15 protein-coding genes and 2 pseudogenes are annotated in these 25029 nt (G+C 71.3%); 4 read left to right on the top strand and 13 right to left on the bottom strand.

Annotation, left to right across the window (positions count from 1 at the left end):
* Positions 1-157 precede the first annotated feature (157 nt).
* From ABZ861_RS15335 to ABZ861_RS15325, 3 genes and pseudogenes are all read left to right on the top strand, one after another.
* Positions 158-2077, top strand: a complete 1920-nt coding sequence (locus ABZ861_RS15335) for a copper resistance protein CopC (protein WP_361629931.1) — start codon at positions 158-160, stop codon at positions 2075-2077.
* Between the two features lie 1248 nt (positions 2078-3325).
* Positions 3326-3856 (top strand): annotated as a pseudogene (locus ABZ861_RS15330) (DUF2637 domain-containing protein); the annotation flags it as partial.
* 537 nt (positions 3857-4393) lie between these two features.
* The gene (locus tag ABZ861_RS15325; protein WP_361629574.1) at positions 4394-6094 is read left to right on the top strand and encodes a ricin-type beta-trefoil lectin domain protein; all 1701 of its coding nucleotides are present in this window, start codon (positions 4394-4396) and stop codon (positions 6092-6094) included.
* A 607-nt stretch (positions 6095-6701) separates the two neighbouring features.
* Here the strand turns inward: ABZ861_RS15325 and cas2e are convergent.
* The 8 genes from cas2e to ABZ861_RS15285 all read right to left on the bottom strand — a co-directional run bounded on the left by cas2e (position 6702) and on the right by ABZ861_RS15285 (position 16971).
* Positions 6702-7076 carry a type I-E CRISPR-associated endoribonuclease Cas2e gene (gene cas2e / locus ABZ861_RS15320; RefSeq protein ID WP_361629571.1) on the bottom strand — a complete coding sequence of 125 codons (375 nt, stop codon included), beginning with the start codon at positions 7074-7076 and terminating at the stop codon, positions 6702-6704.
* Entirely contained in the window at positions 7073-8038 is a 966-nt protein-coding gene (gene cas1e, locus ABZ861_RS15315) for a type I-E CRISPR-associated endonuclease Cas1e (protein WP_361629568.1), read from the bottom strand. Before cas1e ends, cas2e begins: the two co-directional genes overlap by 4 nt.
* Before the next feature lie 10 nt (positions 8039-8048).
* The gene (gene cas6e / locus ABZ861_RS15310; protein ID WP_361629565.1) at positions 8049-8843 is read right to left on the bottom strand and encodes a type I-E CRISPR-associated protein Cas6/Cse3/CasE; all 795 of its coding nucleotides are present in this window, start codon (positions 8841-8843) and stop codon (positions 8049-8051) included.
* A 9-nt stretch (positions 8844-8852) separates the two neighbouring features.
* A complete protein-coding gene (gene cas5e / locus ABZ861_RS15305; RefSeq protein WP_361629562.1) occupies positions 8853-9605 on the bottom strand; it encodes a type I-E CRISPR-associated protein Cas5/CasD in 753 nt (250 codons plus the stop codon).
* Positions 9602-10798 (bottom strand): type I-E CRISPR-associated protein Cas7/Cse4/CasC, encoded by a 1197-nt coding sequence (gene cas7e / locus ABZ861_RS15300; RefSeq protein ID WP_361629559.1) that lies wholly within the window; start codon positions 10796-10798, stop codon positions 9602-9604. The genes cas5e and cas7e overlap by 4 nt, the downstream gene beginning before the upstream one ends.
* Before the next feature lie 114 nt (positions 10799-10912).
* Complete coding sequence (casB, locus tag ABZ861_RS15295; protein WP_361629556.1) at positions 10913-11851, bottom strand: type I-E CRISPR-associated protein Cse2/CasB; 939 nt, start codon at positions 11849-11851, stop codon at positions 10913-10915.
* 62 nt (positions 11852-11913) lie between these two features.
* The gene (gene cas3, locus ABZ861_RS15290) at positions 11914-16740 is read right to left on the bottom strand and encodes a CRISPR-associated helicase Cas3' (RefSeq protein WP_361629553.1); all 4827 of its coding nucleotides are present in this window, start codon (positions 16738-16740) and stop codon (positions 11914-11916) included.
* An 87-nt stretch (positions 16741-16827) separates the two neighbouring features.
* Entirely contained in the window at positions 16828-16971 is a 144-nt protein-coding gene (locus ABZ861_RS15285) for a hypothetical protein (protein WP_361629550.1), read from the bottom strand.
* A gap of 718 nt (positions 16972-17689) precedes the next feature.
* On the opposite strand from ABZ861_RS15285, the pseudogene ABZ861_RS15280 reads away from it, so the two are divergent.
* Positions 17690-17968: pseudogene (locus ABZ861_RS15280) on the top strand (anthranilate phosphoribosyltransferase); the annotation flags it as partial.
* Between the two features lie 63 nt (positions 17969-18031).
* On the opposite strand, the gene ABZ861_RS15275 reads toward ABZ861_RS15280, so the two are convergent.
* The 5 genes from ABZ861_RS15275 to fxlM all read right to left on the bottom strand — a co-directional run bounded on the left by ABZ861_RS15275 (position 18032) and on the right by fxlM (position 24917).
* Positions 18032-19039 (bottom strand): thiopeptide-type bacteriocin biosynthesis protein, encoded by a 1008-nt coding sequence (locus ABZ861_RS15275; RefSeq protein WP_361629547.1) that lies wholly within the window; start codon positions 19037-19039, stop codon positions 18032-18034.
* Positions 19012-20244 (bottom strand): lanthionine synthetase C family protein, encoded by a 1233-nt coding sequence (locus ABZ861_RS15270; protein ID WP_361629544.1) that lies wholly within the window; start codon positions 20242-20244, stop codon positions 19012-19014. Before ABZ861_RS15270 ends, ABZ861_RS15275 begins: the two co-directional genes overlap by 28 nt.
* Positions 20241-23306: a lantibiotic dehydratase gene (locus ABZ861_RS15265; protein ID WP_361629541.1), complete on the bottom strand. Its 3066-nt coding sequence runs from the start codon at positions 23304-23306 to the stop codon at positions 20241-20243. Before ABZ861_RS15265 ends, ABZ861_RS15270 begins: the two co-directional genes overlap by 4 nt.
* A 128-nt stretch (positions 23307-23434) precedes the next feature.
* Entirely contained in the window at positions 23435-23629 is a 195-nt protein-coding gene (fxlA, locus tag ABZ861_RS15260) for an FxLD family lanthipeptide (protein WP_361629538.1), read from the bottom strand.
* Positions 23630-23681: 52 nt separating this feature from the next.
* Complete coding sequence (gene fxlM / locus ABZ861_RS15255; RefSeq protein ID WP_361629535.1) at positions 23682-24917, bottom strand: methyltransferase, FxLD system; 1236 nt, start codon at positions 24915-24917, stop codon at positions 23682-23684.
* Positions 24918-25029: the final 112 nt, after the last annotated feature.

Genomic DNA, 25029 nt, shown 5'->3' with positions numbered 1-25029 from the left:
CGGGTCCTCCCGGCTCACCCGTCTCGTCGGGCTCGCCCAGCCCGGCCGTCCCGCCCAGCCCAGCCAGCCTGGCCGTCCCGCCCGGCCCTCCCAGCTCACCCGTCCCGCCTGGCTCGCCCAGCCCGGCCGTCCCGCCTGGCTCGCCCGGCTCGCGCTACTGGGCGTCCTCCTCTTCCTCGCCCTGCTCGGCGGCGCGGCCCCCGCCTCCGCCCACGCCGTCCTGCGCTCCAGCGACCCCGCCGACCAGACCGTCCTCCGGACGGCGCCCCGCACGCTCACGCTGACGTTCAGCGAGTCCGTCGGCCTGCTCGACGACTCCTTCCGGCTGTTCCGGCCGGACGGCCATCGGGTGCACACGGCCGAGCCCCGGCACGCCCGGGACCGCTCGGACACCGCTCAGATCGCCTTCCCGGCCGGACTGGGCCGGGGCACGTTCACCGTGTCGTGGCGGGTGGTGTCGGCGGACAGTCATCCGGTCTCCGGCGCCTTCACCTTCTCGGTGGGCAAGCCGTCCGCCGCCCCGGCCGCGATCGACGCCGGTCCGACCGAGACGCCGGCCACCGGCGGCCTCTACGACCTCGCCCGTTACGCCGCGTACGGCGCGGCCGCCCTGCTCCTCGGCACCGCCGCCTTCGCGCTGCTGTGCCGCCCGCCGGACGTCGCCCCGCTGCGCGGGCCGCTGACCGCCGGCTGGTGGGCGCTGCTCGCCGCCACGGCCGCCCTGCTGGCGCTCCGGGCTCCCTACGAGTCGGGCGCCGGGCCCGCCGCGGCCCTCGACCCCTCCGCCCTGCCCCGCACCCTGACCAGCCGCACCGGCCTGGTCCTGCTCCTGCGGCTGGCCCTGCTCGCGCCGACGGCCCTGTTCCTGCGGCGACTCGTGCGGCGCGGGGGCACGGCCGGGCGGCCGTCCGCCGCGACTCTGGCGACGGGCGGCGCCCTCGCCGTCGCCCTCGCGCTGACCTGGGCGGCGTCCGGGCACGCCTCGGCGGGCATCCAGGTCCCGTGGGCGATGGCGTCCACGGTGCTGCATCTGCTGGCTATGGCGGTGTGGCTGGGCGGTCTGACGGCGCTGCTGACGACGTTGCGGCGCCGTTCGGCGAGGGGAGCGGAGGAGGCCGCGGCCCCGGACGACTCCGGGCTCGCCGCGACGGCGGCCCGCTTCTCCCGTGTCGCCTTCCTCGCCGTCACCGTGCTGGCCGCCACCGGGGTCTACCAGTCCTGGCGCGGGCTCGGCTCGTGGAACGCGCTCACCGGCACCGCCTACGGCAGGCTGCTGCTCGTCAAACTGGCCGCCGTGGCGCTGCTGTTGTGCGGGGCTGCCGTGTCCCGGCGGTGGGCGGCGCGGTGGGCGGCGCAGTCCGCCGAGCGCGCCGCGCGCCACGGCGCGCCACGGACGGCGGTCCCGGCGCCTGCCCCGCAGACGGTGGGCGCGCCGTCGCCCGCGAGCCCGCGAGGGGGCGGGGGAGAGCACGGGGAGGAATCCGCCGCACAGCCCCCTTCATCCACTGTGCCCTCTTCGTCCTCTCCGGCCTCTTCGTCCTCTCCGGCGCCTCCGGCCAAGGTGCCCACTTCGCCCACCGACCCGGGCGTCCCCCTGCGCGCGCTGCGTCGTTCGGTGCTCGCCGAGGTCGCCGTGGGGGTCGCGGTGCTGGTGGTCAGCACGGTGCTGAGCGGGACGCTGCCGGGCCGGGCGGCCGCCGAGGAGGCCGGCGCCGCGCCCGCGGCCGGCGCTCCGGGCGCCTCCGTCACGACGATCCCGTTCGACACCGGCGCGCCCGGCGGCCACGGCACGGTGCAGATCACCCTGGAACCCGGCCGGACCGGCCAGAACGCGGTCGAGGCCGTGGTGTTCGGCCCCGACGGCGGCCTGTCCACCGTTCCCGAACTCCGCCTGTCCCTCTCCCTGCCCGCGCGGCAGATCGGCGCGATCGACGCTCGCCTGACCGACAGGGGCGGCTACTGGGGCACCGACTCCCTCGTCCTCCCGTTCGCCGGCGCCTGGACGGCGAAAGCGACCGTACGGGTGTCGGAACTCGACCAGGTGAGTGCGTCGAGGACGGTCCGGATTCTGCCCTGACGGGGGTCTCTTGCGACCGGGCGGCCGAAGCATCCGATCGCATAAACGTTTTGATCAGGGGGTCCTTCACCCATTTGCCGCGCATCCGGGGCACTTGAGCGCCGTTAGTTGGATATGACGAAGGCAAGCAGGGATGGGCATCCCGGTCTGTTCGCATACCGCCGTTGGGGTGAAGCGGGGGCCGGTCAGGCGCTGGCGCCCGGCCCCCGCACCTCCCTACCGACGCAAGGCCCCAGGCGCGCGCAGGCCACCGCTCACGGCGCCTCGGCCAGCGCACACCCCGCAGGGGCACGACGGTCGGCCGAGCCGCCGCCGCGGGCCTCCCGGGACGCCGTGAGCGGCGCGCCAGAAGCCGACCTCGTCCGTCGCCGGGTCGGCCCGTCAGGCCGCCGCGGCCTCTCGCAACCGGAACAGGCGACCCGCTGAATGTATGACGAACGTATCGGTCGCGGCCCGGGATACTCGCCACCCGACGACCCGTATCGCGAGCAGTCGTATCGCGAACAGCCTTATCAAGAACAGCCTTACCAAGAACAGTCCTTCACCGACCAGCGGTACACGTACCAGCGCTACCCGAGCCAGTCGTACGCGGCCCGGCCGTACCCGGATCAGTGGCAACGGCATGCCGAGCAGCCAGACGCCGGTCATCCGTACGCGGAGCCCCCGCACGCCGGTCGCCCGTACGCCGGCCATCCTTACGCCGAACCTCCGGCGCCTCCGTACCCCGGTCCGGCGGCAGCGGTCGGTCAGAGCCAGCTCTTCGCGGCCTCCGCTCCCGTGCCCGCGCCCACGCCCGTCCCCGCTCCGGGCACCGGACGCCACCGGGCGCCGCACCGGCCCGGGGTCTTCGAGGGACCGCTGGTCCCCCCGGACGCGACGTGGGACCCGGCCGAGGAGCTGGCCTTCATGCTCCAGGACGCCCTGCACGAGCAGAACCGTTCCTGGCCGCCCACGCCCAGGGACGCGTCACGGTCAGGCGACCAGGGCACGACGAACGTCAGGAACAGGAATTACGCCGAGACCGGCGGCAGTGACGATGACGATGACGTGTACACATATGAGGTCGACTACGTCGACGAGGTCGATTACGTCGCCGAGGCCGGCGAGATCGCCGAGGCCGACGGGATCGACGAGGCCGATGAGGCCGATGAGGCCGACCGGTTCGACGAGTCTGATGAGTCCGCCGAGGCCGACGAGTCCGACGAGGTTTACGACGGGGACCCGCGCGGGGGCGGCGGGGTCGGGAAGACCCCCATGGAGAGTCTTCAAGAGATCACGGCGGAACTGCCGCCGCTGCGGGTGGTCGCCCGCCGTCATCGAAAGGTACGAGTGCGCCGTGAGCGCAGCCCCCTTCCCTCTCTGCACGGGATGCGCACCGCGAGCCAGCTCATCGCCGCGCTGGCCGCGGTGATCGCCTCCGCGGTGAGCCTCTTCGGCGGCCTGGTCGCTTACGACCCGCTGCGGATCGTCGCGCTCGCCCGTATGCAGGACGGCATCGCGTCCTGGTGGCCGCTGCTGGTGTACGGCCCCTGGCTGGTGGCGTCGCTGTCGGTGCTGAGGGCCGCGCTGCACCGGCGCCGCGCCGTCCACTCCTGGTGCGTGGTGATGCTGTTCTCGTGCATCGCGATGCTCCTGTGCGTGGTGCAGGCGCCGAGGACGCTGGTGGACATGGCGTCGGCGGCGCTGCCTGGCCTGGCCTCGCTGGCCTGCTTCCAGCAGGTCGTCCGCCAGATCACCCTCACCCGGCCGCCCCGCCGCGCGGTCCCCCGCCACCGCCAGCACCGGACCCCGCACCCCGGCGCGTCGCCGAGGAACGCATCGACGCCTAGGCCGTCCACGTCCTCCCGGTCGGCGTCCTCAGCGTCCTCAGCGTCCTCAGCGTCCTCTGCGTCTTCGGCATCCTCGTCCGCGGGCGCCGCGCGGCCGAAGTCCCCTCCGTCCGCCGCACGGCCGAGGACCGCACCGCAGCCGAGGCCGGCGTCCCCGTCCGCGGCCGGGTCCGCCCGGAGGCCCGTGCCCGCGTCGGCACGCGCACGGAAGTCCACGTTCGGCTGACGGCCGGGGCGCAGCACGTGCAACGGGTCGCGTCAGCGGTCTTGCCGAACAAAGGTCCAGACCGATAAACAAGCTATGCACATGACACTCCCGGGGTGCCCGTCCCACGGGGCAGGCTGACGTGCCCCCGCGTCACGCACCCGGTGGCATCCCGCCGGAGACGTCGTAGCGGACACGCACGCAAGCACGCCCCCTTTCCCCACGGAGGTCGGACACATGCGCCTGAGAAGTGCAAAGCCGCGGCGCGGCAGGTGGCGAAAAGTGCTCAACCTGGTCCCCGTCGTCGCGCTCACGGTGGCGACCACCGCCGTCGCGGCGATGGACGCCGAGGCGGCGCCCCCGACGCCGCCGGGCTTCACCCTCACCTGGAGCGACGACTTCAACGGCGCCGCGGGCACCGGCATCGATCAGAGCCTGTGGAAGTACGACACCGGGCCGGGCAGCAGCTTCGGCACCGGTGAGATCGAGACCATGACCAACAGCACGTCGAACGTCTACTACGACGGCCAGGGGCACCTGGTGCTCCAGGCCCAGCACTCCGGGTCCGACCCGCGGGGCGGGTGGACGTCCGGGCGCGTGGAGACCCAGTCGGCGGGCTTCGGCGCTCCGGCAGGCGGAGTCGTGCGCATCGAGTCGGTCCTTCAGCAGCCCAACGTCAACACCGCCAACGGTGCGGGCTACTGGCCGGCGTTCTGGATGCTCGGCGCGCCGCTGCGCTCCGGTGTGACCTGGCCGAAGTCGGGCGAGATCGACATCATGGAGGACATCAACGGCCGCAGTTCCGACTTCAGCACCCTCCACTGCGGCGTGAACCCAGGGGGGCCGTGCAACGAGTCGACCGGCATCGGCTCGGGTGAACGCGCCTGCTCGGGCTGCCAGACCGGCTTCCACGACTACGCGGCGGAGATCGACCGCTCGGTGTCGCCGGAGCAGATCCGGTTCTACCTCGACGGCAACAACTTCTTCACCGTCAACGCCAACCAGGTGGACCCGACGACCTGGTCAGACGCGGTCGACCACCCGTTCTTCATCATCTACGACCTGGCCATGGGCGGCGGCTTCCCGGACGCCTTCGGCGGCGGCCCGAACGCGGCCACGGTCTCCGGCGGCAAGCTGGTCGTCGACTCGGTGGCCGTGTACAACAAGGGTCCCGGCTCCGGTGGCGGCGGCGGTGGCGGCGGTGGCGGTGGCGGTTCGGTGAGCGGCCAGACCATCACCGGTCCGGGCGGCAAGTGCGTGGACGTGGCCGGTGACGACAACGGCGGCGACGGCACCGCGGTCCAGCTCTGGGACTGCCAGCAGGGCGCCAAGGACCAGCACTGGACCTGGAGCGGCCAGACCCTCCAGACCCTGGGCAAGTGCCTGGACATCGCCGGCGGCGGCAACGCGAACGGCACCCAGCTCCAACTGGCCAACTGCAACAGCGGCGGCTACCAGAACTGGGTGCGGCAGACCGACGGCTCGCTGCGGAACCCGACCTCGGGCCGGTGCATCGACTCGCCGTCGGGCGCCAGCGCGAACGGCACACGGCTCCAGATCTGGGACTGCAACGGCTCCGGCGCCCAGAAGTTCGCCATCGGCGCCCCGATCTACGGTCCGGGCGGCAAGTGCGTGGACGTAGCGGGCGACGACAACGGCGGCGACGGCACCGCGGTCCAACTGTGGGACTGCCAGCAGGCCACCTCCCTCGACCAGAAGTGGACCTGGAGCGGCCAGACCCTGCGCACGCTGGGCAAGTGCCTGGACATCGCCGGCGGCGGCAACGCGAACGGCACCCAGCTCCAACTGGCCAACTGCAACGGCGGCGGCTACCAGAACTGGGTCGCCAACTCCGACGGCTCGCTCTCCAACCCGACCACGGGCCGATGCGTCGACTCACCGTCAGGCGCCAGCGCGAACGGCACCCGCCTGCAAATCTGGGACTGCAACGGCTCCGGCGCCCAAAAGTTCTCCCTGGCATAAGACCAGGGAGGACCTAGGCCACCGAGGTCCGATCACACACACATCGAAGGGCCCCACCACAAACGGCGGGGCCCTTCGACGTCGCGCCGGCGAGGCACTGGCGGAAGACACGAACTCACGGGGGCACACGCTTTCCCCCTGTTCGTCCTGGAATCCGGACGGATTCGTCATTGCCCCGGCCTGCAAGAGAGGCATTGTGGATCACGCATACGAACCCACTCGAACGATCAGAAAGCAACACAAACTGCACCCTTCGCTTCCTTTGGGGGCGACGAGAGCCGTAAGAGGCCACGTCGCATCGGCTGCCATCTACCCCTCCGCTTCGGCCGGGGCAAGGACCATCTCGACGCCCTTCGCCGAGTTCCACCCCCGCACGCGCGGGGACCACGAGGACTCTCGAGTCGGGGTGGAGGAATGCTTGGGACCACCCCCGCAGGCGCGGGGATCACACAGGGGGGGGCTGATGATACGACAGCTCGACGAGGGACCACCCCCGCAGGCGCGGGGATCACAGGAGCTGACCTGCGGTGCTATCCCGCCGGACGGCGGTTTTTACTCGCTTTACCAAACTCCGGCCTATAGGGCATAAGGCCCATCTTTTTCCGCCTCAACCCCCGAACCGTCGTCGTTTCGCCACCTTGCTCCAACCCTGCTTCGGTGGCTTCCCCAGCGTCCCTGGTGCTCCCGCTCCGCCCGAGGCGGGGCCCGGTTGGGCGGGGCGGTGGAGCAGCGTGAGGCCCTCGTGGTCGGTGGGGTGCCAGGCGTGGTCGTGGGTGCGGAAGGTGAAGCCCTGTTCGTTGTCGGTGGTGTGGGCGAGGAGGGCGCGGCCCTGGCCGGAGTAGGTGCGTACCTCTTCCCAGAGGATGTCCCGGACCCGGGCGGATGGGGAGCCGATGAAGACGCCAGGGGAGATCTCCAGGAGCCAGCGGGTGAGGAACCCCCGTAGCCCGGCGGGGCAGTTGGTGAGGACGATGACGGTCACCAGACCGGCTCGTCCCCGTAGTTGCGCCCGGAGGCTAGGGACTGGCCGCTGTCGGTCTGGACGCCGACCCGGTCAGCGTCCGGACCGTCGTGCGACGACCTGCCGGCCTTCCCGGAGTCCTCGTAGTGCAGGAGCTTCTTGATGTCGTTGGCGCAACGCTCCAGCAGACCGGCCTTGTTGATGCGGTCGCGCAGCGCCCGCCTGGTGCGGGTCGGCACGTCCTCGTCCCCAGCCGAGGCCGCGTCGAAGGCGGCCGGAATCCCGATCTCCGTCTTGTAGAGGTCGGCGATGTCGAGGACGAACGATCGCTCATGCCCCGAGTGCACGAAACCCAGTCCGGGGGAGCAACCAAGGGCGGCCACCACCGCGTGAGCCACCCCGTACAGGCACTGGGCGGCGGCTGTCACTCCCTGGTTGGGGGCGTCCCCGGCGTTGAAGTCGCCGTGGTGGTAGTCCCGCCGTACCCAGCGGACGCCGGTGCGCTCGGATTCCCGCCGGTAGCACTCCTTGACCCGGCGTCCTTCCATCCGCAGCAGGTCGTCTCGGCTGCATCCGGTGGTGTCCTCGCCGGGGAAGCGCAGGCGATACATCTCACGGGCCACCTCCACCCGGGAACGCCGGTTCGCCCACGCCGTCGCCTGCGCCTCCAGCAGGCCGGACGAGCGGGTGAGAGCCCGGCCGCCGGCGTAGAAGCGCACGCCGTGCTCTCCGACCCATATCACGGCGGCGCCGCTCTCCCCGAGCAGTGCCATCGCCTGATGCGTGACGCGTGTGCCGGGGCCCAGCAGGAGCGTGCCGATGGTTGCCGAGGGGATGTGGGTGACCCCGTCGGTGTCGGTGGCGGTGAGGGCGTTGTCATCCCGGTGGACGGTGCAGCGCTCCAGATAGAGGAACGAGGTGCGGTCGCCGACCCGGGTGAGTTCGCGTGGAGAGGAGAGGCTGCGTTTGCTGACAGTGCTCATGGACGGCTCCTCATCGCACCGGCGCCAGAGTCATCAGGCCGCACCCGTACGCCTTCGACTTGCCCATCCCGTGGGTGAGCGTGCGGCGGAAGGCGGCGAGGTCGGTGACGCGCAGCCGTCCGTCGAAGGTGGCCCGGGTGAGGCGCACGTCGGAGCCGGAGCCGGAGCCGGAGCCGGCGTCGCGCCGGCCCCCCGAACGCTCCGTGCGCCGCGGGAACCGCACCGGCGTGCGGTCGTGGACGATCAGTTGATAGCGCCATTGCTCCGGAAGCGCCCCGGTCTCCGTGTCCGCCCCTGCAACGGCCTCCGTAGTGTTCTCGACGGTGGCCTGTTCCCTGGGCAGCACCGCGAACCCGGCCCGTTCCTGGTGCTTGATCAGCCAGCCGACCTGGTGTCCTACAGTGACGTGGGCCGCCCGCTTGGTCGGGGCGCCCACCGGGTCCTGCTCGCGCCGGATGTGGTGCAGCGGATTGGCGGTGAGCCGGAACGCCCACTCGCCGCCCACCGCGAGCCCGTCCAGGAACTCCCCATAGGCGAACGTGGTCCACCCCTGTGTGCCCAGGCTCGGCCAGCCCGCCTGCTCGGCCAGGTGGGTGAGGTCGGGCCGGCCCGGACTGGAGATGAGCAGGTCGACGCGGTTGGCCGGAGCCTGGTCCAGCCGCCACAGCACCCGGGGGCCGCCGCCGTCCCGGGCCGGAGGCTCCGGGAACGCCATATCGACGGCACCGTGCAGGCGCTGGGGGGAGGCGAGCAGGGCATGGGCACCGGAGCGGGCCGTGTTGATGCGGAAGCGGGTCAGGTACATCGGCGGTTCCTAGAAGTCGTCCCCGGCGAGGGGCGGAGCAGACGAGTCGTGCCGCGCGGCCGGGGCCGGCCGCAAGTGGGCTGTCGGGTCGTGGAAAGGAGCCGACGCCGGTACGTGCCCGGTCCGCACACCGCGCATCGCGTACCGGCGGTGGTGCGGGTCGTAGCTGAGAGGCGTGTCGCGGAGCTGGAAGTCAGGAGTGTCCTGCGGCGGGCAGTCCAGCAGCATGTCCAGTTCCGCCCGCGGCTGTTCCTCCTGCACCCCGCGGCGTGAACCCCGCCCTCCCTGCCACGGAGCCTCCCGGAGCGCCTCCTCCAGCGGAAGGCTGCTGAGGGAGTCCTTGCCTTGAAGGAGCAGCGGATGCGACGGCGGGCACGAGCGGCGTCCCAGGTACGGAAGGAACCGGGGCGCGTCGACAGCCGCGTAGAGCCGCTTCACAAACGTGTCGTCACCCTCGACTCCAGTGACGAAGATCGCGTCGGCAAGGTAGTACCGGTGCGACAGCGGCAGTACGCGCCCCGTGTCGCTGTTCTCCGCCTTGTGGAAGTCGCGGATGCGGGAGCCGGGCCGGTCGATGCGGACACCGAAACGCAGCGCGGCCAGATCGGAGAGGTCGGCGTCGCGAGGGCGGCCCTCCGCGGCGGCCAGGAGACCGAGCACCCCGCTCTTCGTCGGCGCGTTCTCCGTGGTGCGCTGCACGAACCGGGAGGAGGCCCCCCACGACTGGAGCGGCCCGGCGAGCCGCAGCAGCAGGGTGGTCATGCGCCGGACTCCAGCCGCTCGGCGACCGCCGTGCCGACCTGCTTAAGCAGAGTCTCCAGCGTCAGCGCGCTGCCCAGGCCAGCCAGGCCCTTGGTCTCCTCGCCCACCCTGAATACCCAGGTGGGGTCGGAGCCGAGCCCGTACGCCCTCTCCATCTCCGTGATGTGCTCTGCCAGTTGATCACAGCTCCCGCGGAGGAAGCCGCCACTCGCGCTCTTCGGCACCGGCGTCTCGAAGGCACCTACGAAGCTCAGCGGCCAGCGGTCGCGGAGCTTGACGACGACTACCGCCGGCAGGGTGTGGTGGGCGAAGGTGTTGATCTTTCCGGACGGCAGGGAGGTGATGAACGCCTCCAGGAACGCCGTGAGCGCCTTCGCGGCGGGGGTGCTCGGTGGCTGCTTCGGGTCGAGACCGACACCGAGATTGCGATGGAGCTCGTCCACGTCCACGGCCGCGTACCGGTAGAGGGTCGCGGAGTTGAAGTCGACGGTGCCGATCATCCCGGCCCCGGACTCGGAGTCGCCGCTCAAGTCGTCCACAGCCGTGTAGTAGTCCGACTCCACCTCGGACCGGTGCACGCTGAGCGCGTGCGCCACCTGTGCGGCGGCCTCCACGTTGAGGTCGGCGGCGTCGGCCACCATCCGGCCGAAGAGGGCGATGTCCACCGAGTGCCGGGTGTCGATGGCAGCACGGGCCCGCGCCTTCTTCTCCTTGTTCTTCAGCTCCGCCTTCAGAATCGCGGGATCTCCTCCGGCGCTCTCGCTAACGGCGATCGCGGCGAGCGCGTCCAACTGCCGCCGGCTGAGAAACATCAGGTACTTCGACTCGGGGAGCACGCCGCCGTTCCCGTCGTCGTCCTTCGCCTTGCGCTTGGGCACCTCCAGCGTGGAGCCGGTCGCGACCGACAGTGCCTCCTCGGCCAGCTTCACAGCGTTGTCGGCGACGGTCGCGTCCCGCTCCGTGATGCGCTCCGCCAGCGCCTCCACCACCCGCTTCGTCCGCACGCCGAGTTCCTCGGGCGGAAGCAACTGCTCGAACTGCTTCCTGGTGGCCCGCTTCCACGCCTGGCTGGAGACCCGGGCACGGCGTTCCCCGCCGTAATAAGCGGATTTGGGGGTTCCGGTGTCGTCCCGATTCATGTTGCTGGGCGGCACGTTCTGCAGGATGTGGATGTCAACGATGCTGCGTGTCACAGGAGTTCCGCTCTCGTATCGGTGATCGGGCCGGAGCCGAAGGGCGTCCGGGAGGAGGGGCGGCGGCGGATGGGCGGTGGCCGCCGGGTGATGGCGGGGCGCAGCCATGGCCGGTCAGGTGTCCAAGCCCCACTCCTCTCCGCCGTCGACCCCGGACTCGTCGTCCGCGGCGGCCTCCCGGACGCCCGACGCCCCGTCCGTCTCCTCGGCGGCCTCGACGTCCGGACCCCAGTACCGGCGGTGCAGTTCGACGCCCCAGGCACGGGTGACGGAGTCACGCGCGGTCGGGTTCTGCCACCGGAACAACTGGTCGGCGAGGCGCACGTAGTCCAGCGGAATACGGGCTCCGCGAAGCAGCAGCACCAATTCGCGTAGTCGTGTCGCCAGGACCGCGATGTCCGTGGACGTCCCGGCCCGTACGTACCGCTTGCGGACGGTCTCGTTCAGCTCCCCGGCCTCCGCGGGACGCGCGTCTGCGGGCTTTGCGTCAGCGGGCCTCGTTTCCGTGTCCCGGCGCGCACCGCCGACGCCCTCCGCATCGCTGTTCCCCTGCCCGTTCCCCGCGCCCTTCGAGCCGGTCGAGCGCACGACCCCTGTCTCGCCAAGGGCCAACCGCCGGACCGAGCGGCCGAAGGCCCACCCGGGACGGTGCATGGGATCGTCCCGCACCGACTGCTGGTGCAGCGCCCAGAGCGTCACCGCGAGGTGGACTGCGGTGTCCTCCTGCCGCTCACGGGCTTCGCGAGCGTGGTAGCCGCGCGAGGAGAGAAGGGCCGGATCCGCGCCGTCCGCGCGCCGTGCATCCCTCAGGGCGTCGGTGCGTTCCAGACGGAGCGCGCCCAGCGTCTCCAGATGTCCCAGCCCCCAGGCCGTGGGCGACTCGTGGGCCTGCCGTCCGGCCTCGCGACGCAGCCGCGCCACGTCGGAGACCGCCCAGGAGACGTCCTGCCGGTATCCGCCCTGGAGCGCTGGGAGGAACCGGGCGACGGCCAGCCCGGGCAGCGGCCGGAGGTGTCCGTTGCGGCCGGGTACATGGGGTGAATCATCGGTCATTGATGCCATTGGCGGTTCTCCACGGAATGGAAGCCCCGGACCCGGCGGTCCGGGGAAGGGTGTCAGTACCTGCCGGTCGGAGGCTGCGCGGTCTCGGCCGTCCCGTCGTCCGCACGCGGTGCGGTGCCGAGGACCTTCTCCAGCCGACCGCGGAACCAGAGATCCGCCCGCCCGGCGTCCAGCAGGGTGGCGCCGCGCCCGGGAAGGTCGACCAACCGTCCCTCGACCGCAGGCCGGCCGGCAGAGCGGACCTCCTGCCGGGCCAGGCTCCCCACCTGCCGTCGGACGGTCTCGCGCCACTGCCGCTGGGCCTCCAGCAGGTCGGGCTGCTCGGCCAGTTCACGCAGCCACGTGCGGTACGGGCCGTCCAGTGCGCCGAAGGCCCGGTCCCGGACGGTCTCCATGGCGGCGTCGGTGTGCTCCCCGCCGGCCGCGCGCACGAGGTTGGCGGCCAGCTGAGCGAGTGCCCCCACCGCCTGGTCGGCGTCGCTGACGGCGTCGACCGCCGCCGCTCCGTAGACCTCGTTCCCGGCGTGGAGGGCGATCACAGGCAGCACTACGGCGTCGTCCACGATCTCGTCGACGACCGACTGCTGCGTGCCGTACTCGACTCCTACCGTCCTCAGCCGCACCAACTTCGACAGCGGCAGGTCTTCCTCGTCGGCCAGTTCCGTGGCCAGCAGCCGCAGCCACTTGGTGACCCGCGGCCGGAGCCGCTGGGCGGCCTCACCCGGTTTCCCGGTCAGCTCCTCACCGGCTCGCACGTGCAGCAGTGACTCCAGCCCGCGCCAGGCCGCCCTGCGCGGCTGGTGCCGCAGCGCGGTGTAGTACGGCACCCGTTTGCGCTTCTTCTCCTGTACCTGGCTGCGCCGCCAGGCGGTCATCGGCTCCAGCACCCAGGGCGACTCCTGCGTCGGCGGGTCGCCGTAACCCAGTACGACCCCGGTCACCGCGTCGCCCTCGGTCACCAGCCGGATGCGGCGGGTCTGCCAGGTGTAGAGGTCCCGCAGGCCGGTGGGCTCCGGGCCGCCCGCCGTCGCTCCGCGCGGACCGGACCCGTACGGCTCGTCCTGGCGCCAGACCGGGCGGTCCACCGGGATGCGCTGCTCGAATCCGGAGCCGCCGTACGCCTCCTCGAACGGTACGAGGTTGAGCAGCAGCGTCTCCCGCAGCGTCTCTCCCTCCGCGAAGACGCCACCGAGCATCCCGAGGGAACCCACGCCCAACGGGTAGACCTTGCCCGCCTTGGCCCGGGCGTCCTGCCGCATGGCGGGTTTGATGCCCGACACGTCGAACGCGTGCGCGTGCACCAGCCAGCGGGCGGCCTCCGCGAACGAGATGCGCTCGACTCCCGGCCGACGCATGGAGAACAGCGCCGCACCGGAGGACGCATCGGCCACGATCCGGGCCAGCGGCGCCACCTCGTCCTTCGCCGTCCGTAGCCCGGCCGTCTGGAAGAACGGCTTCTTCTCGTCAAGGAGTTCGAAGCGGTCTGCCTGCTCGTCGAGATAGTCGCAGGCGACCTGGCAGAAGACGTCGTCCGTGTCCGGTTCCCAGAGCTCCAGCCACGCGTCGAGATCCACCGGCCCCTGATGGGCGTCGTACAGCACGGCCAGTGCGAGCCGCAGCAGGGCGATCTCCTGCGTCGGCACATCACCCACGATCCGGCGGAACTCGCTCGCCCGCGCGAAGAACTCCCGCAGCGAAACCTCCTCCACCGCGCCGTCGGAGATCCGTTGCACGGGCAGCCACGCGTCCCGCACCAGGTTGAACCCGGGCAGCCGTGCCGGGGCGGGACTCACCGCGTCCCTCCGCCCCGCTGTGGGGCTACCGCCGTCACCGCCGGCCCACGCCTGCCCCTGACCTCGCCCCATGCCGCGGGCGTCCCCCTCCGTTCGGACATTCCCGTCCCGATCCCCTTTCGCGGCATCATCCCGCTCATCCCCCTTGCCCTGTATCGCTGCTTGCCCTGGAGCGCCGAGCCCCTGCTCGCCGGGCACAGCAAAGCTGAGCCCATCCTGCGGGCTGTAGGTCAACTCGAAGCCTGACAGACGGGTCTGACAACGCTCGTCCAAAGCAAGAATCAGCTGGCCCGCCAGCCACGGGCACTCCTTAACCTGCCAGGCGGGGACCAGGAACCGCTCCAATTCGGCGATAGTGCGGTCGATGATCCCCGGGTGACTGAACCTGCCGGGCAGCGTGATCGCGCTCGCGGCGACCGCCTCCGCCGCCCGCCTGGTCGGCGGGAAGTCGATGGGCAGGTCCAGGCCGCCCCGTCCGTCGTCCAGCCAGGGCACCGTGGTGATCCGGCCGTCGTCCCAGCGCTGCACGACCAGCACTTCGAGGGTCTCGTCGGAGTCCCGTACCTGAGCGCGCCCCTTCAGACTGTCGTCCGCGTCACCGGCGTGCGCCTCCAGCCACCCGTACAGCGGCCGACCGGGACGTCCCACCCGGCCTAGCAGGAAGCCGTCCGCCCGGCGCTGCTTCGCGTCGAGCAGTGCGGCGTGGCGCTCGTGCGCCCGTTCTGTCGCCTCCGCCCACTCCTTGGGGCCGATCGTCCCGTCGCCGTAAGCGCGTTGCACCAGCGTGCTGATGTCGTCGGGCAGCCGCACCGGTGCTCCGTCCAGATGCGGTGCGAGTGCCGCCGACGCCCTCAGCAACGTCCAGTCGCCCCGGTACACCGCCTGTGACCCCTTGACCGGCGACGGCGGCGAGGCCGTCCAGTCCACGCCGGTGATCAGGCACTTCGGCGTGGCCAGCCGGGCCGGTCGGCCCGGCGCGGGATGCCGGTGCAGCCGCCCCATCCGCTGCAGGACGAGGTCGACGGGTGTCAGATCCGTCACCAGCAGGTCGAAGCTGACGTCGAGCGACTGCTCCACCACCTGGCTGGCGACGACCACATGGCGTGCGGGCCGGTCACCACCGGGCCCGTACCGTTCCATCAACCGGACGTCGTTCGCCGCCCGGTCCGCCGCCAGGAACCGCGAATGGGCCACGGTGACCTGCTCGTCGCCGAAGCGCTCGCGCAGAACCCGCGCCGCTTCCAGCACCCGGGCCACTGTGTTGCGGACGACGAGCGCGCAGCCTCCGTCGGCCAGTTCGGCCTCCAGCCGGTCGGCCAGTAGCTTGACGTCGTCGTCCAGCCGCTCCACCGCGACCTCCGCGTACCGCCCGGAGGCAGCCGCAGGACGCGCGGTGATCGCCTCCCGCCCAGGAGACACGGCGGTCAGTAGCGGATACGCGTCCGCCGCTGTCTCCACTCCGCGCGCCGCCTCCACCCCGGCGTAGGCGGCGGCGAGTTCCTGCCGGCGGGCGGCGGGCAGCGTCGCGGAGAGCAGGACAACCGGCACCCGGTAGGCCGCCAGCCATTCCAGCGTCCTGTCGAGGTACCGGTTCATGTAGGCGTCGTACGCGTGGACTTCGTCGATCACCACGACCTTGCCGGCGACCGCGAGGTGCCGCAGCGCGAGGTGCCGGCTCTTCAAACCGGCGAACAGCACTTGGTCCACGGTCCCGACGGCGAACGACGCCAGCAGTTGCTTCTTGCGCCCGCGAAGCCACTGGTGCGCGTGCAACCCGGATGGCTGCCACCGGTCCCGCCCGCCCCCGTACGCGTCGCCGTCCGGGTCGACCGCCGAGATCGCGCGATTCCCCTCCCGCAGCAACCCGGCCCAGTCGCTCTGCAGGGCGGCCTTGGCGTGGGCGAGCACCAGGGACCAGTTTCCGGCACCGCCCTCCGCCGGAAGCGCGTCCAGCCACGCACGCAGCCGCTTGAACATCGCGTCCGAGGTGGCCCGGGTCGGCAATGCCAGCAGTAGCCCTCCGGCACCGGAACGCGCGGCCAGCACCTCCGCCGCCGCCAGCGCTGCCTCGGTCTTCCCCTCACCCATCGGCGCCTCGACGATCAGCAGGCCGCCGGGTGCCATCTCCCGTGCCAGACGCACCGCTTCGGCCTGCACCGCGCGAAGTGCCGCTCCGGCGAGCCGGGGGAAGCGCGTCGCGAACAACTCCGCGGCGGAGCCAGCAGGTTCCGCGGGCCGCCAGGGAGTCGTCAGCTCCAGCCCCTCCCAAGCGGCCCGCAGCCGCCGGGACTCGCCCCCCTCCAGCCATGACTCGGGCGCATAGGGGAACAATTCCGGTGCGCTGGCGATCCAGTCGGCGAGGATCACCACCGCCGTCAGCAGCACCTGCGCGGGCTGCGACAGCCGGACACCCTTCAGTTGCCCCAACACCTCGGTGACGTCGCATAGGTCGGCACACCAGTCCAGCAGCTCGAACTGTGTCCGCCGCCAGACTTCTTCGGCCACACCCGTGTGCCGCAACAAATGCGGTCGCAGCCGTACATCATGTATCTGCCCGCTTTCCGGCGGCACCCCGTGGTGCCCGCCGGCCACCACGGCGAACTGCCCCGAATCCCGGGAGGTGAGCCCATGGCGCTCCCGCAGCCACTCCTGTATCAACAACTGCCCCGCCAGCCCGTGCGGTGCCAGTCGCCGCGCCTGCCCGTACTCCCTCGCGGTCGGCATTTCCAGTCCGCGATCCCGCATCCGCCCGGCCAACTCCTCGACCTGACAAGCAAAGGCGGGCGTGCACTTGCCGATGTCGTGCGACGCCGCAGCGAACCGGACAAGTCGCGTGGCCTCGGCCTCGCCCCCCGGCAGCCCCTCGCGCACCACCTTCTTCACCGACTCCGGAAGCCACCGCTCCCACAACAACCCCGCTACGGCCCCACTGTCGGCAAGATGCCGCCAGAGCGGCAGCCAATCCCCCGTTTTGCGCTCGTGCTTCGCCCATGCGGACCGGGCCGCTTCGGACAGTCCATCGGACAGCGGGCGGGATGAGGACGGGGCGGAGTTGTCCTTTTCGGAGTGTTCGGAGTGTGCAGACATGTTCCTGCCTTCCGGGACGCACCTACGACTTGCTGTACATGCGGACCGTGGGTGGCCACCGAAGACCGGCGGCCACCCCGGCTTATGTCAGCGCCTGAGCCAGAGCGAGAGAGCGGTTCCGAGTAGGACCAGGCCAGCCCAGACGAGAGGGCGATCCGGCGAGCCGGAGATCATCGCGGAGATGACCAGCCAGTGGCGGTCGCTGTAGCCGGACGAAGTTAAGGCGCGCATCTACAATCTCCTTGTTACTGGTTCTTGGGTGGATCCGTAACGGGAACGGGACTTGTGCACATAGGTACGTCGGCCTAGGACGAACCGGCACAAGTCCCGTCTCGTTTAACGAAGATGTGGCGCCACGGGTGGCTCCCGGGCGATGCGGGAGACGTTATCGCATCGCCGTAACCGGCGTCAGACTTCCTTGTATCTGAGAGCGATGACGCACTGGGACGTCTCGGTTGAAGATGAGGGGCGTAGGCCTTCCCCGCAGCTCCTCGGGCTGAGCCTCGACCAATCGGACCTGCTGCCGGCGAGCTGCCCCCACACACGCGGGAACCACCCGACCAGGGACACGACCTGTCCGTGGTAGCCGGTACCACCCCCGCACGCGCGGGGACCACGGGCTGCCGGGCTGCTAGAACGCGGCCTTGCTGGAACCACCCCCGCACGCGCGGGGACCAACGGCGCTTTCGCACTCGGACTTCTCGGGGACCAGCCCCGCAGGCGCGGGGATCAACGGCGCTTTCGCACTCGGACTTCTCGGGGACCACCCCCGCAGACGCGGGGACCACACCATACGAGATGGTCTGTGCTCGATAACGCCGGACCACCCCCGCAGGCGTGGGGATCCAGACCGTGCCTTCGGCGGGCCCACGAGAAGCCGTGGGGTCACCCCTGCACGCGAGCGCAACGCCACCGGCCCCTGCGCAACATCGCTTCAACCCGCACGAGGTTGGGCTTCGACCTCGTCCCGGTGGAGGCGCTGCGCGGCGCCGATGCCTCGTACAACTCGGACGTCGCTCTGCGGCTGCTGAACGGCGAGCGCGGTCCCGTCCGTGACGCGGTGCTGCTGAACGCCGGGGCGGCGCTCACCACGCCGGAGGTGCAGACTGCGGGAGACGCCCCGCTCACCGAGCGGATCCGCGCCGGTATGGAGGGGGCGGCCGAGTCGATCGACTCCGGCGCCGCCAAGCGGGCCCTCGACCGGTGGGTTTCGGCCAGCAACGCCTGACCTTGGCCTGTCCTGGCGCGTCCGCTTTAGTCGCCCACGAGACTCCGCCACTTGGTGCGTTGATCAACTAGGCGTTTGCTCGTCCCCATGCAGAATCGCTGCCCTGGCTGCCCAGGTAAGGATGCTCTGCCCTCGCATGGACAGCCCGAGCCGGTTCCAGTGGAAGATCACGTGGTAGCTGAGCACCTGTCGCAGTCCGCGATCCAGCGACCCGTCCTGGACGCCGTGGGCGAGTGCCTGGCCGGCGCTGCGGAACGCGGCGGCCCATTCGGCGACGGGTTCCAGTGGGCCCCCGGGGCGCAGCAGGGCATCGCAGTCGGCGAGAAGGAGAGGGTGGATCTCGCGGGCTCGGGCATTGAGACGGTCCGGCGGAACGTCGCTGATGGCCGAGCGATGTTCCGTTGTGATGACGCGGTCCCAGACGTCGCCCTGTTCGTACCACTCCAGTCGAGCGGCGCGCATCATGATTGTGCACAGGAGGACTGAGAGTTCCCTGGGTCCGATGGTGATGCCGCGGCGCTGGTGGAGCTGCTGGATCTCTCGGCTGTCGGTGATGAAGAGGGCGTGGGCGGCCGTCATGCTGGTCGTCCCGCCGAACGCCAGCGTTTCCGGTTCGTAGATGCCAGGCCACCAGCGCTGGAGGTGGCCTTCGGAGACGAGGCGGTTGAAGCCTTCCTCGATGGCCGACTTGGCGTCGTGCGCGGGCTGGAGCCGTAGGCGCAGACGCCAGCAGGGGTGCTTTCTGGTGTACCACCAGCCGTCGATCGCGCCGGTGGCCTCCGCTTCGCGCAGGATGGGCAGGACGCGCGTGGTGAAGGTGGCATCTGCGTTCGCCCAGTCGGTGAAGTGGAGGTACGTCTGCCACCACTCGGTGGCGGCTGCGTGACGGGTCAGGGCTTCCCGGCCGGCATGGTCATAGACCGCAACTGCGTCGGAGAGGACCACGGGGTTCATCCGGTATTGCTCCGCTGCGCTGGCAATCGGGAGGCCCGTGAGCGCAGCGAGGACTGCGTGCTGCGCCTGGTTCGGCTCGGTTGTCGGAACTAGTCGATCAAGAGACATGCGTCCCATCCAGTGCTTGGTGACTGCTGCGAGACGAAGGTGGTGAGGGCGAGCGCGGTGCCGGCCGTGCCGTTGATCAGGCCGGGGGCCGATGGCGGGCCGGGCTGGTCGGGTGCTGTGAGGGCGTCATCGAGGCGGTCCGGGAGGGTGCTCAGGCGCGGGTCGAGCGCGTCCACGGCGGCGCGGTGGGCGGTCTGGTAGATGCCTGCCCATCCGTGGCAGAGGCCGTCGTCGGTGACTTGGGCGAGTTGCGCAGAGTCGGTCAACGCCCGGTACAGGGCGTCCTCGTAGAAGGTCTGGAGCGCGGGTGAGCGCAGGGCGATCCCGGCGAGTTGACCGGCCCGTGCGATGCCCGTCGTGCCGTAGCACCAGCTCGGACGGGCGGGGGCGTCGTGGTGGGGCCGTCCGCGGTCGAGGTCGCGCCGTGAGATGTGCTCGGGCCACCACGGGCCGGAATCGCCGTGCTGGCACCAGGCGTCGAGGTGGGCGCAGATGCTGCGCACGGCGTCCTGGTGGCCGTCGACGGTGACGCCGCGGCGCAGGGCCTGGGCCAGGAGGAGGAGTGGGCCGGTGATGCCGTGGGCTGCGCCGAAGTTGCCGTGCCCGCCGGGGAAATGTGGGGACTGGCCGCGGGCCGGGTCGTGGCCCACCCACCAGCCGGGCAGCCCGTGATCGGCAGGGGTGATCGGCCGGGTCAGGGCGACGAGGTAACGCAAGATCCGTTCCAGGGCTGGGCCCTCGGGGTCGGTGCGCAGGAGGTAGGCGCCAATCCCCGTGAGGCCGTAGAAGAGGTCGTACTCCCCGAACGTCGGCAGGTCGCCACGGTCGATGCGGGCGAGCGCGGCGTCCACGCGGCGGTGGGCGAGGTCGGTGATGTGCTGGTGCAGGGTCGCGCGCGCCGAGGCGTACAAGTGCTGGTAGGCGGGAGGAACGGTAGCGAGGACGAAGCCGATGGCCGGGGCGCCGAGGAACAGACCCGTCTGGTCGGCCGCGCTGATGGGCCCGGAGGCCGCGCTCGTGATCCACCGGTGGGCGGAGCGCCAGGAGCTGCCGAATCGGCTGGCCGTCTCGATGTGCAGCAGGCTGATTCCGGCGGCGCCATCGGCGAGTGACTGCACCGCCCAGGGCTCCTCCGGGGGTGGCGGAGACGGTTCCTCCAGGTTGGCGGTGTACTGCTCCAAGACCGCCGCGGCGGTGGCGGCCGACTTGGTCATCGGGCCGCCATCCGGTGCTGAAGGGCCGCTGTCCGCACAAGACGGATGGTGGTCTCCTCGGTGCGTGGGTCGACGCCGAGAGACCGGACGTGGTGCTGGTGCAACAGCGACCGGGCGACGTCGAGTGGATCGCGCTCGGCGGCCAAGGCCGTCCGGTAGGTGCCCATGGCGGCGGCGCGGGCCCGCCACGCTTCGGTGACCTGCGGGCCGCCGGGCAGAGCCGCGAGCGCGGAGGCACCGTTCGACGAGGCGAGTTCGAGTACCTGGCTGCTCAGGGCCCTGCTCAACCGCCCTTTGTTCTGGGGGAGGTTGCGCACCAGCCACTCTTCGGCCGCCGAAGTGTCCGGCGCCAAGGGGGTGACGAGGTGCAGGGCGCTGGCGGCGGCGAGGGCCTGCGGGGCGAAGGCGTCGGTGCGCTCGGTGAGTTGGATCTGCGCGAGGGCGGCGGCGGAGTCCGCCGCGAACACCCGGTGCGCGGCGGTCATGGCCGCCGCTCTGCCGTAGCGTCCGGTCTGCGGCTGGTAGGGAGCAAGGACGAGAGCGGACGCCAGTCCGGTCCTGTGCAGGTTGTCCGCCCAGGCGCGGACGTGCTGTGCGCCGGTGGCGTGTGCGTCTGGCGGCAGGTGCAGCGTGAGGTCGAGATGCTGGTCGGCGTCCGGCCGGGCCATCTCCCGGTGCCGGGTGAACCACCAGATGGGCGGTTCCTTCCTGAACGCGGAGAGCAGCCGGGGGAGATGGTGGCTGAGGATCTCGTCGTAGCGGCGAGGATGGGCGTGGAGCTGCGCGTGAAGAACGCCGCCGGCCCACGGGAAGTGCCGCCCGGCTGCCGTCGTCGTGGCGGGGCGCGGCCAGGGGACGTATGGAGTGTCCGGCTCGGCCCGGCCCAGGGAGAGCCAGATCTCGTGCGCCCGACCGATCCAGCCGTGGGCGTCCGCGTCCGGGACCTCGCGCAGCTCCACGCGCCCGGCGCTGTCGAGGTGCGCCCGCAGGACCCGGAGGCGGACCGGGTGGGACAGGTCGAGAGGGAGGCGCTGGTCGTACTCGATCACGGCGACCTGCAACGGGACCCGCAGCCGCTCCCGCCATGCAGTGAACGAGTCCTCCCACTCCTGCCCAGGGGCTCTGTGGCCGGGCAGATCGTCGGCCCTCAGCAGCCAGCGGGCCTGCGTGAGAATGGTGCGGCGGTAACGGACGCGCGGAAGGAACGGGAGCCGGGAACCGGCGCCGAAGTCGAACGGCTTGTAGGCGGCGTACCGCCCGGTGGCCACCTCCGCGAGGAAGCGGGCCAGCGGTGGGGTCTGGGTCCCGGCCTCCAGGGCGTGTAGGACCCGTACGTCGACGCGCCGGCCGGTGGAGAGCTGTACCAGGTGGAAACTGCGCGGGTCGGCGGTGACGGCGATGTCGTCGAGCCGGATCGTCGTCTCGTCGGTCTCCCGGTGGCCGGACAGCTCGATGATGTGCGGCAGGAGCCGGGGTGTGCGGGTGACGTTCTCGTTGCGGTGCCGGCGCGGCGGGAAGACGAGCTGCGCCGTGAGGCGGTCCGGCGCCCCGCGGTAGGTGGCGGCGAGGGCGCCTTGCTGCTCGGGTGGCAGGACGTGGGCGAACCTGCCCGCCATGCTGCTGCCGGGGCGCGGTACCGCGGTGAACAGGAGGTTGAAGGCACCGTTGGACAGCGCTCGGGTGCTGGGAGAGTGGACCTCGAAAGCGGCCTCCACCCGCGGCACGAACAGCCGCTCGTCCGTTCCCGCAGCCTTCTCCAGGGCGTTGACCATCTCGTCCGTCAGCCGCAGTTCCTCGCGGCCGTCGAGGAGGACTTGCTGCATCAAACCGAGCAGCAGTTCGTCGCGGTCCGTGCGCACCTTCGGGGCGGCGTCGCGTTCGGAGCCGATGTAGCCGGCGGGCAGCCCGAGGCCGCTGTCGGAGATCAGGTCCATCACCGGCACCAAGGCGCCGACGCCGTACCGGGCCCGGAACCGGCGGTGGTAGTCGCGCCAGTGCTGGTAGCCGTAAGGCTGCGGGGTGGTCCGGTACAGAGCCGAGACGGCTGCCTGCGCTTCCGCGATCACGGCCTGCGGGAGCTGGGTCTCGCAGTCGAGGACGGTGTCGATGAGCAGCGGTGTCGGTGTGATGGGGGTGACGGCGTGCATCCGTGTGACGAGGGCGCCCACGCTCGTGTCGGAAAGTTTCGGCTGGTGGGCGGAAACCTCGGCGCGCAGCTCGTACAGCTCGTGGACCAGGTTCCGTATCTCCTGGACGCTCTCTGCTTGGAGCTGTTCCAGCTCGTCGCACAGGTGCTGGAAGGCGTCCACCGTGGTCATGGGCGCCCACAGGCTGGTGATGAGGAACTGCTGCTCGACCAGGCTGGTGAGCAGCGCGTCGATCTGCTCCGGGGTGGCCTGCGGGAAGCTGTCGCGCAGGTGGTCGTTCAGGTCGGCGTAGGGGATGGGCGCGCGGGCCGCGTCCATCGCGGCGGCTACCGGCCGGGCGTTGCGGACGGATATCTCGACCGGGGCCAGCAGGACGGCGTGGCCGTCCGAAGGCGGGCCCGGCGTTACGAGCCGATCGCCGCGCGTGCGGGCGGCGTTGTTGGCGACGAGCGGGAGCCGCTTCAGCAGCGCGGGGGTGCGCTGGAGCCGGAGGACCACGTCTGTGACCCATTCGGAGTCCGGCCGGATCAACGCCCGGTGCTTCTCGCCCCACCGCGCGGTCGCCCGGGGCCCGACCGTCACCGGGGCGACGCCGGCGAACAGGCCCAGCGGAGTCGGACGGTGCTGCCAGCGCAACAGGTAGGACACGGTCGAGACCGCGGTGCGGCGGACGCGGCGGGACTCGGTCTGCCGGCCCTGAACGACTGCCTCGATCGCGTCGGACAGAACGGGGGTGGCCAGCCGCAGCGCGCTGCGGAAGTCCTCGCGCTGCCAGATCCGGTTCAGCCATCCGCGAGTGACGGCCACGTCGTCCAGGTCGAGGGTGCGGGGGACGTCTGCCGGTCCGGGGCTGGTGGTGGCGCGCAACAGCGCAGCGCCCTGCCACTGGTAGTCGACGATCGCTCGGGAAGCCATGAGGCCCTTCCGTCAGGCTGCGCGGAGAAAGGGGACAGGGGGCCGGTGGGCCGGGCGAAGCGCTTCACCCGACCCACCAGCGGGGATTGGCCTGGATCAGGCCGGGTCCTCCAGGACGGAACCGGGGATCAGGCCGGGTCCTCCGTGAAGGAACCGCAGGCGGAGGCGCCGGTCGCGCAGGTGGTGCCGCAGCCGTCGCCCGTGGAGCACATGAGCTTGCCGTGGGGGTGCTCGGCGATGACGACCTTCACGTCCAGGGGCGCGAAGTCGTCGTCCAGGCCCGCCAGTGGGGCGGGGGCCGGGGCCAGGGTGGCGCTCGTCATGGTGATGCCCTTCCTCCTGTTCGGATGGTGCGGGACGGCCTGGCTCCCGGCGTTACGCCGAGGGCCAGGAGAGCGAGACCCGGCTGTGCACCTTGTCGATGACCCGGTCGGCCGGGATCTGGTCGTCGGGGGTGTGGGCCGGGTAGACCCGGATGACCGGGCTGGGGCCGCCACGCCGGTTGGCCTCCCAGTCACGCAGCACGTCCCCGATCTTGTCGGCGAACTGCTTCGCGTTCGGGCCGAGGGCGTGCACGCCGTACTCGATGCGCTTGTTGTCCTCGGTGCGGCGGGTGACGAGGTAAGCGAAGGTGTCGTCCTCGACGGCGGCGAGCGCGAACCGCTTGTTCACGGGGGCGACCAACCCCGTGTCCAGGTCCTCGTCGACGGCCATCGTGCAGAAGCCGGGCAGGCTGATCGCCATCGCCATCTGGAGGGTGTCGATCAGTTCCGAGAGGCCGATCACGACGCCGGTCCACAGCTCGTGGCGCGGGAACGTGACCGCGTTGTCCAGCAGGTGCGGGTCGGCCGGCAGACCGTCATCGAACTTCAGCCCGATCTCCGGAGTGCCGTTGACGAGGAGGAGTTCTTCGCGGTGGGCGGTGGAGCCCTGCATCGGGACGAAGCCGCAGATCCGCGCCGACTCGCTTTCCAGGTAGCGGCCGTGCTCGCCCGCGATCTGGACGAAGGCGACCGACCGGGTCAGGCCGCGCATCCGCAGCGGCACCACGAGTCGGCCGCCCTGCTTGAGCTGCGCGGTCCACGCCGGGGCGATGTCCCACGCCCCGGCGGTCACCATCACGACGTCGACCTCGCCGAGGTCCGGAATGGGCTCGGCAGCATCGACGGTGACGACGCGCACCCTGCCGTAGCCGTGCTCGTCCAGGAGCCGGTGCGCCCGGTCGGTGACCACGGGGTCGATGTCCACGGTGACGACCTCGCCGTGCTCACCCACGAGTTCGGCGAGGTAGGCCGCGTTCAGCCCGCCCGAACCGATCTCCAACACCCGCATCCCAGGCTTCACTCGGGCCTGTTCCAGCATCATCGCCTGGATCTGCGGCGCCGAGACGGAGCTGAGCTGCACCGCGTGCTCGTCGGTCTTGGTGATCACCGCGGCGTACGTGTCGTACGCCTTGTCGAGCGTGGTGCCGGGGGTGAACGCGTGGCGGGGCACCTTGCGCATCACGGCTTCGATCTCCGGGGAGGAGATGTTGCCGTCCGAGCACAGCGCGTTCACCACCTTGTTCCGCAGGCGGGTCGCCTCTTCGGGCTCGACGGTCGTCTTCGTCATGGACTTCCTTCGGTCGTACGTCTTGGGGATGCAGGTCGGCTTCGTGTGCCGGATGGGCTGGGAGGCCAGGGGCGGACGTTCCCCCTTCTTGTCGGCTCACCATCGGGACGGC

The organism is Streptomyces sp. NPDC046985, assembly GCF_040644415.1.
Classification (GTDB): Bacteria; Actinomycetota; Actinomycetes; order Streptomycetales; family Streptomycetaceae; genus Streptomyces.
The sequence above is the reverse complement of the archived record's forward strand: the minus strand, read 5'-3'. Positions and strand labels throughout refer to the sequence as shown.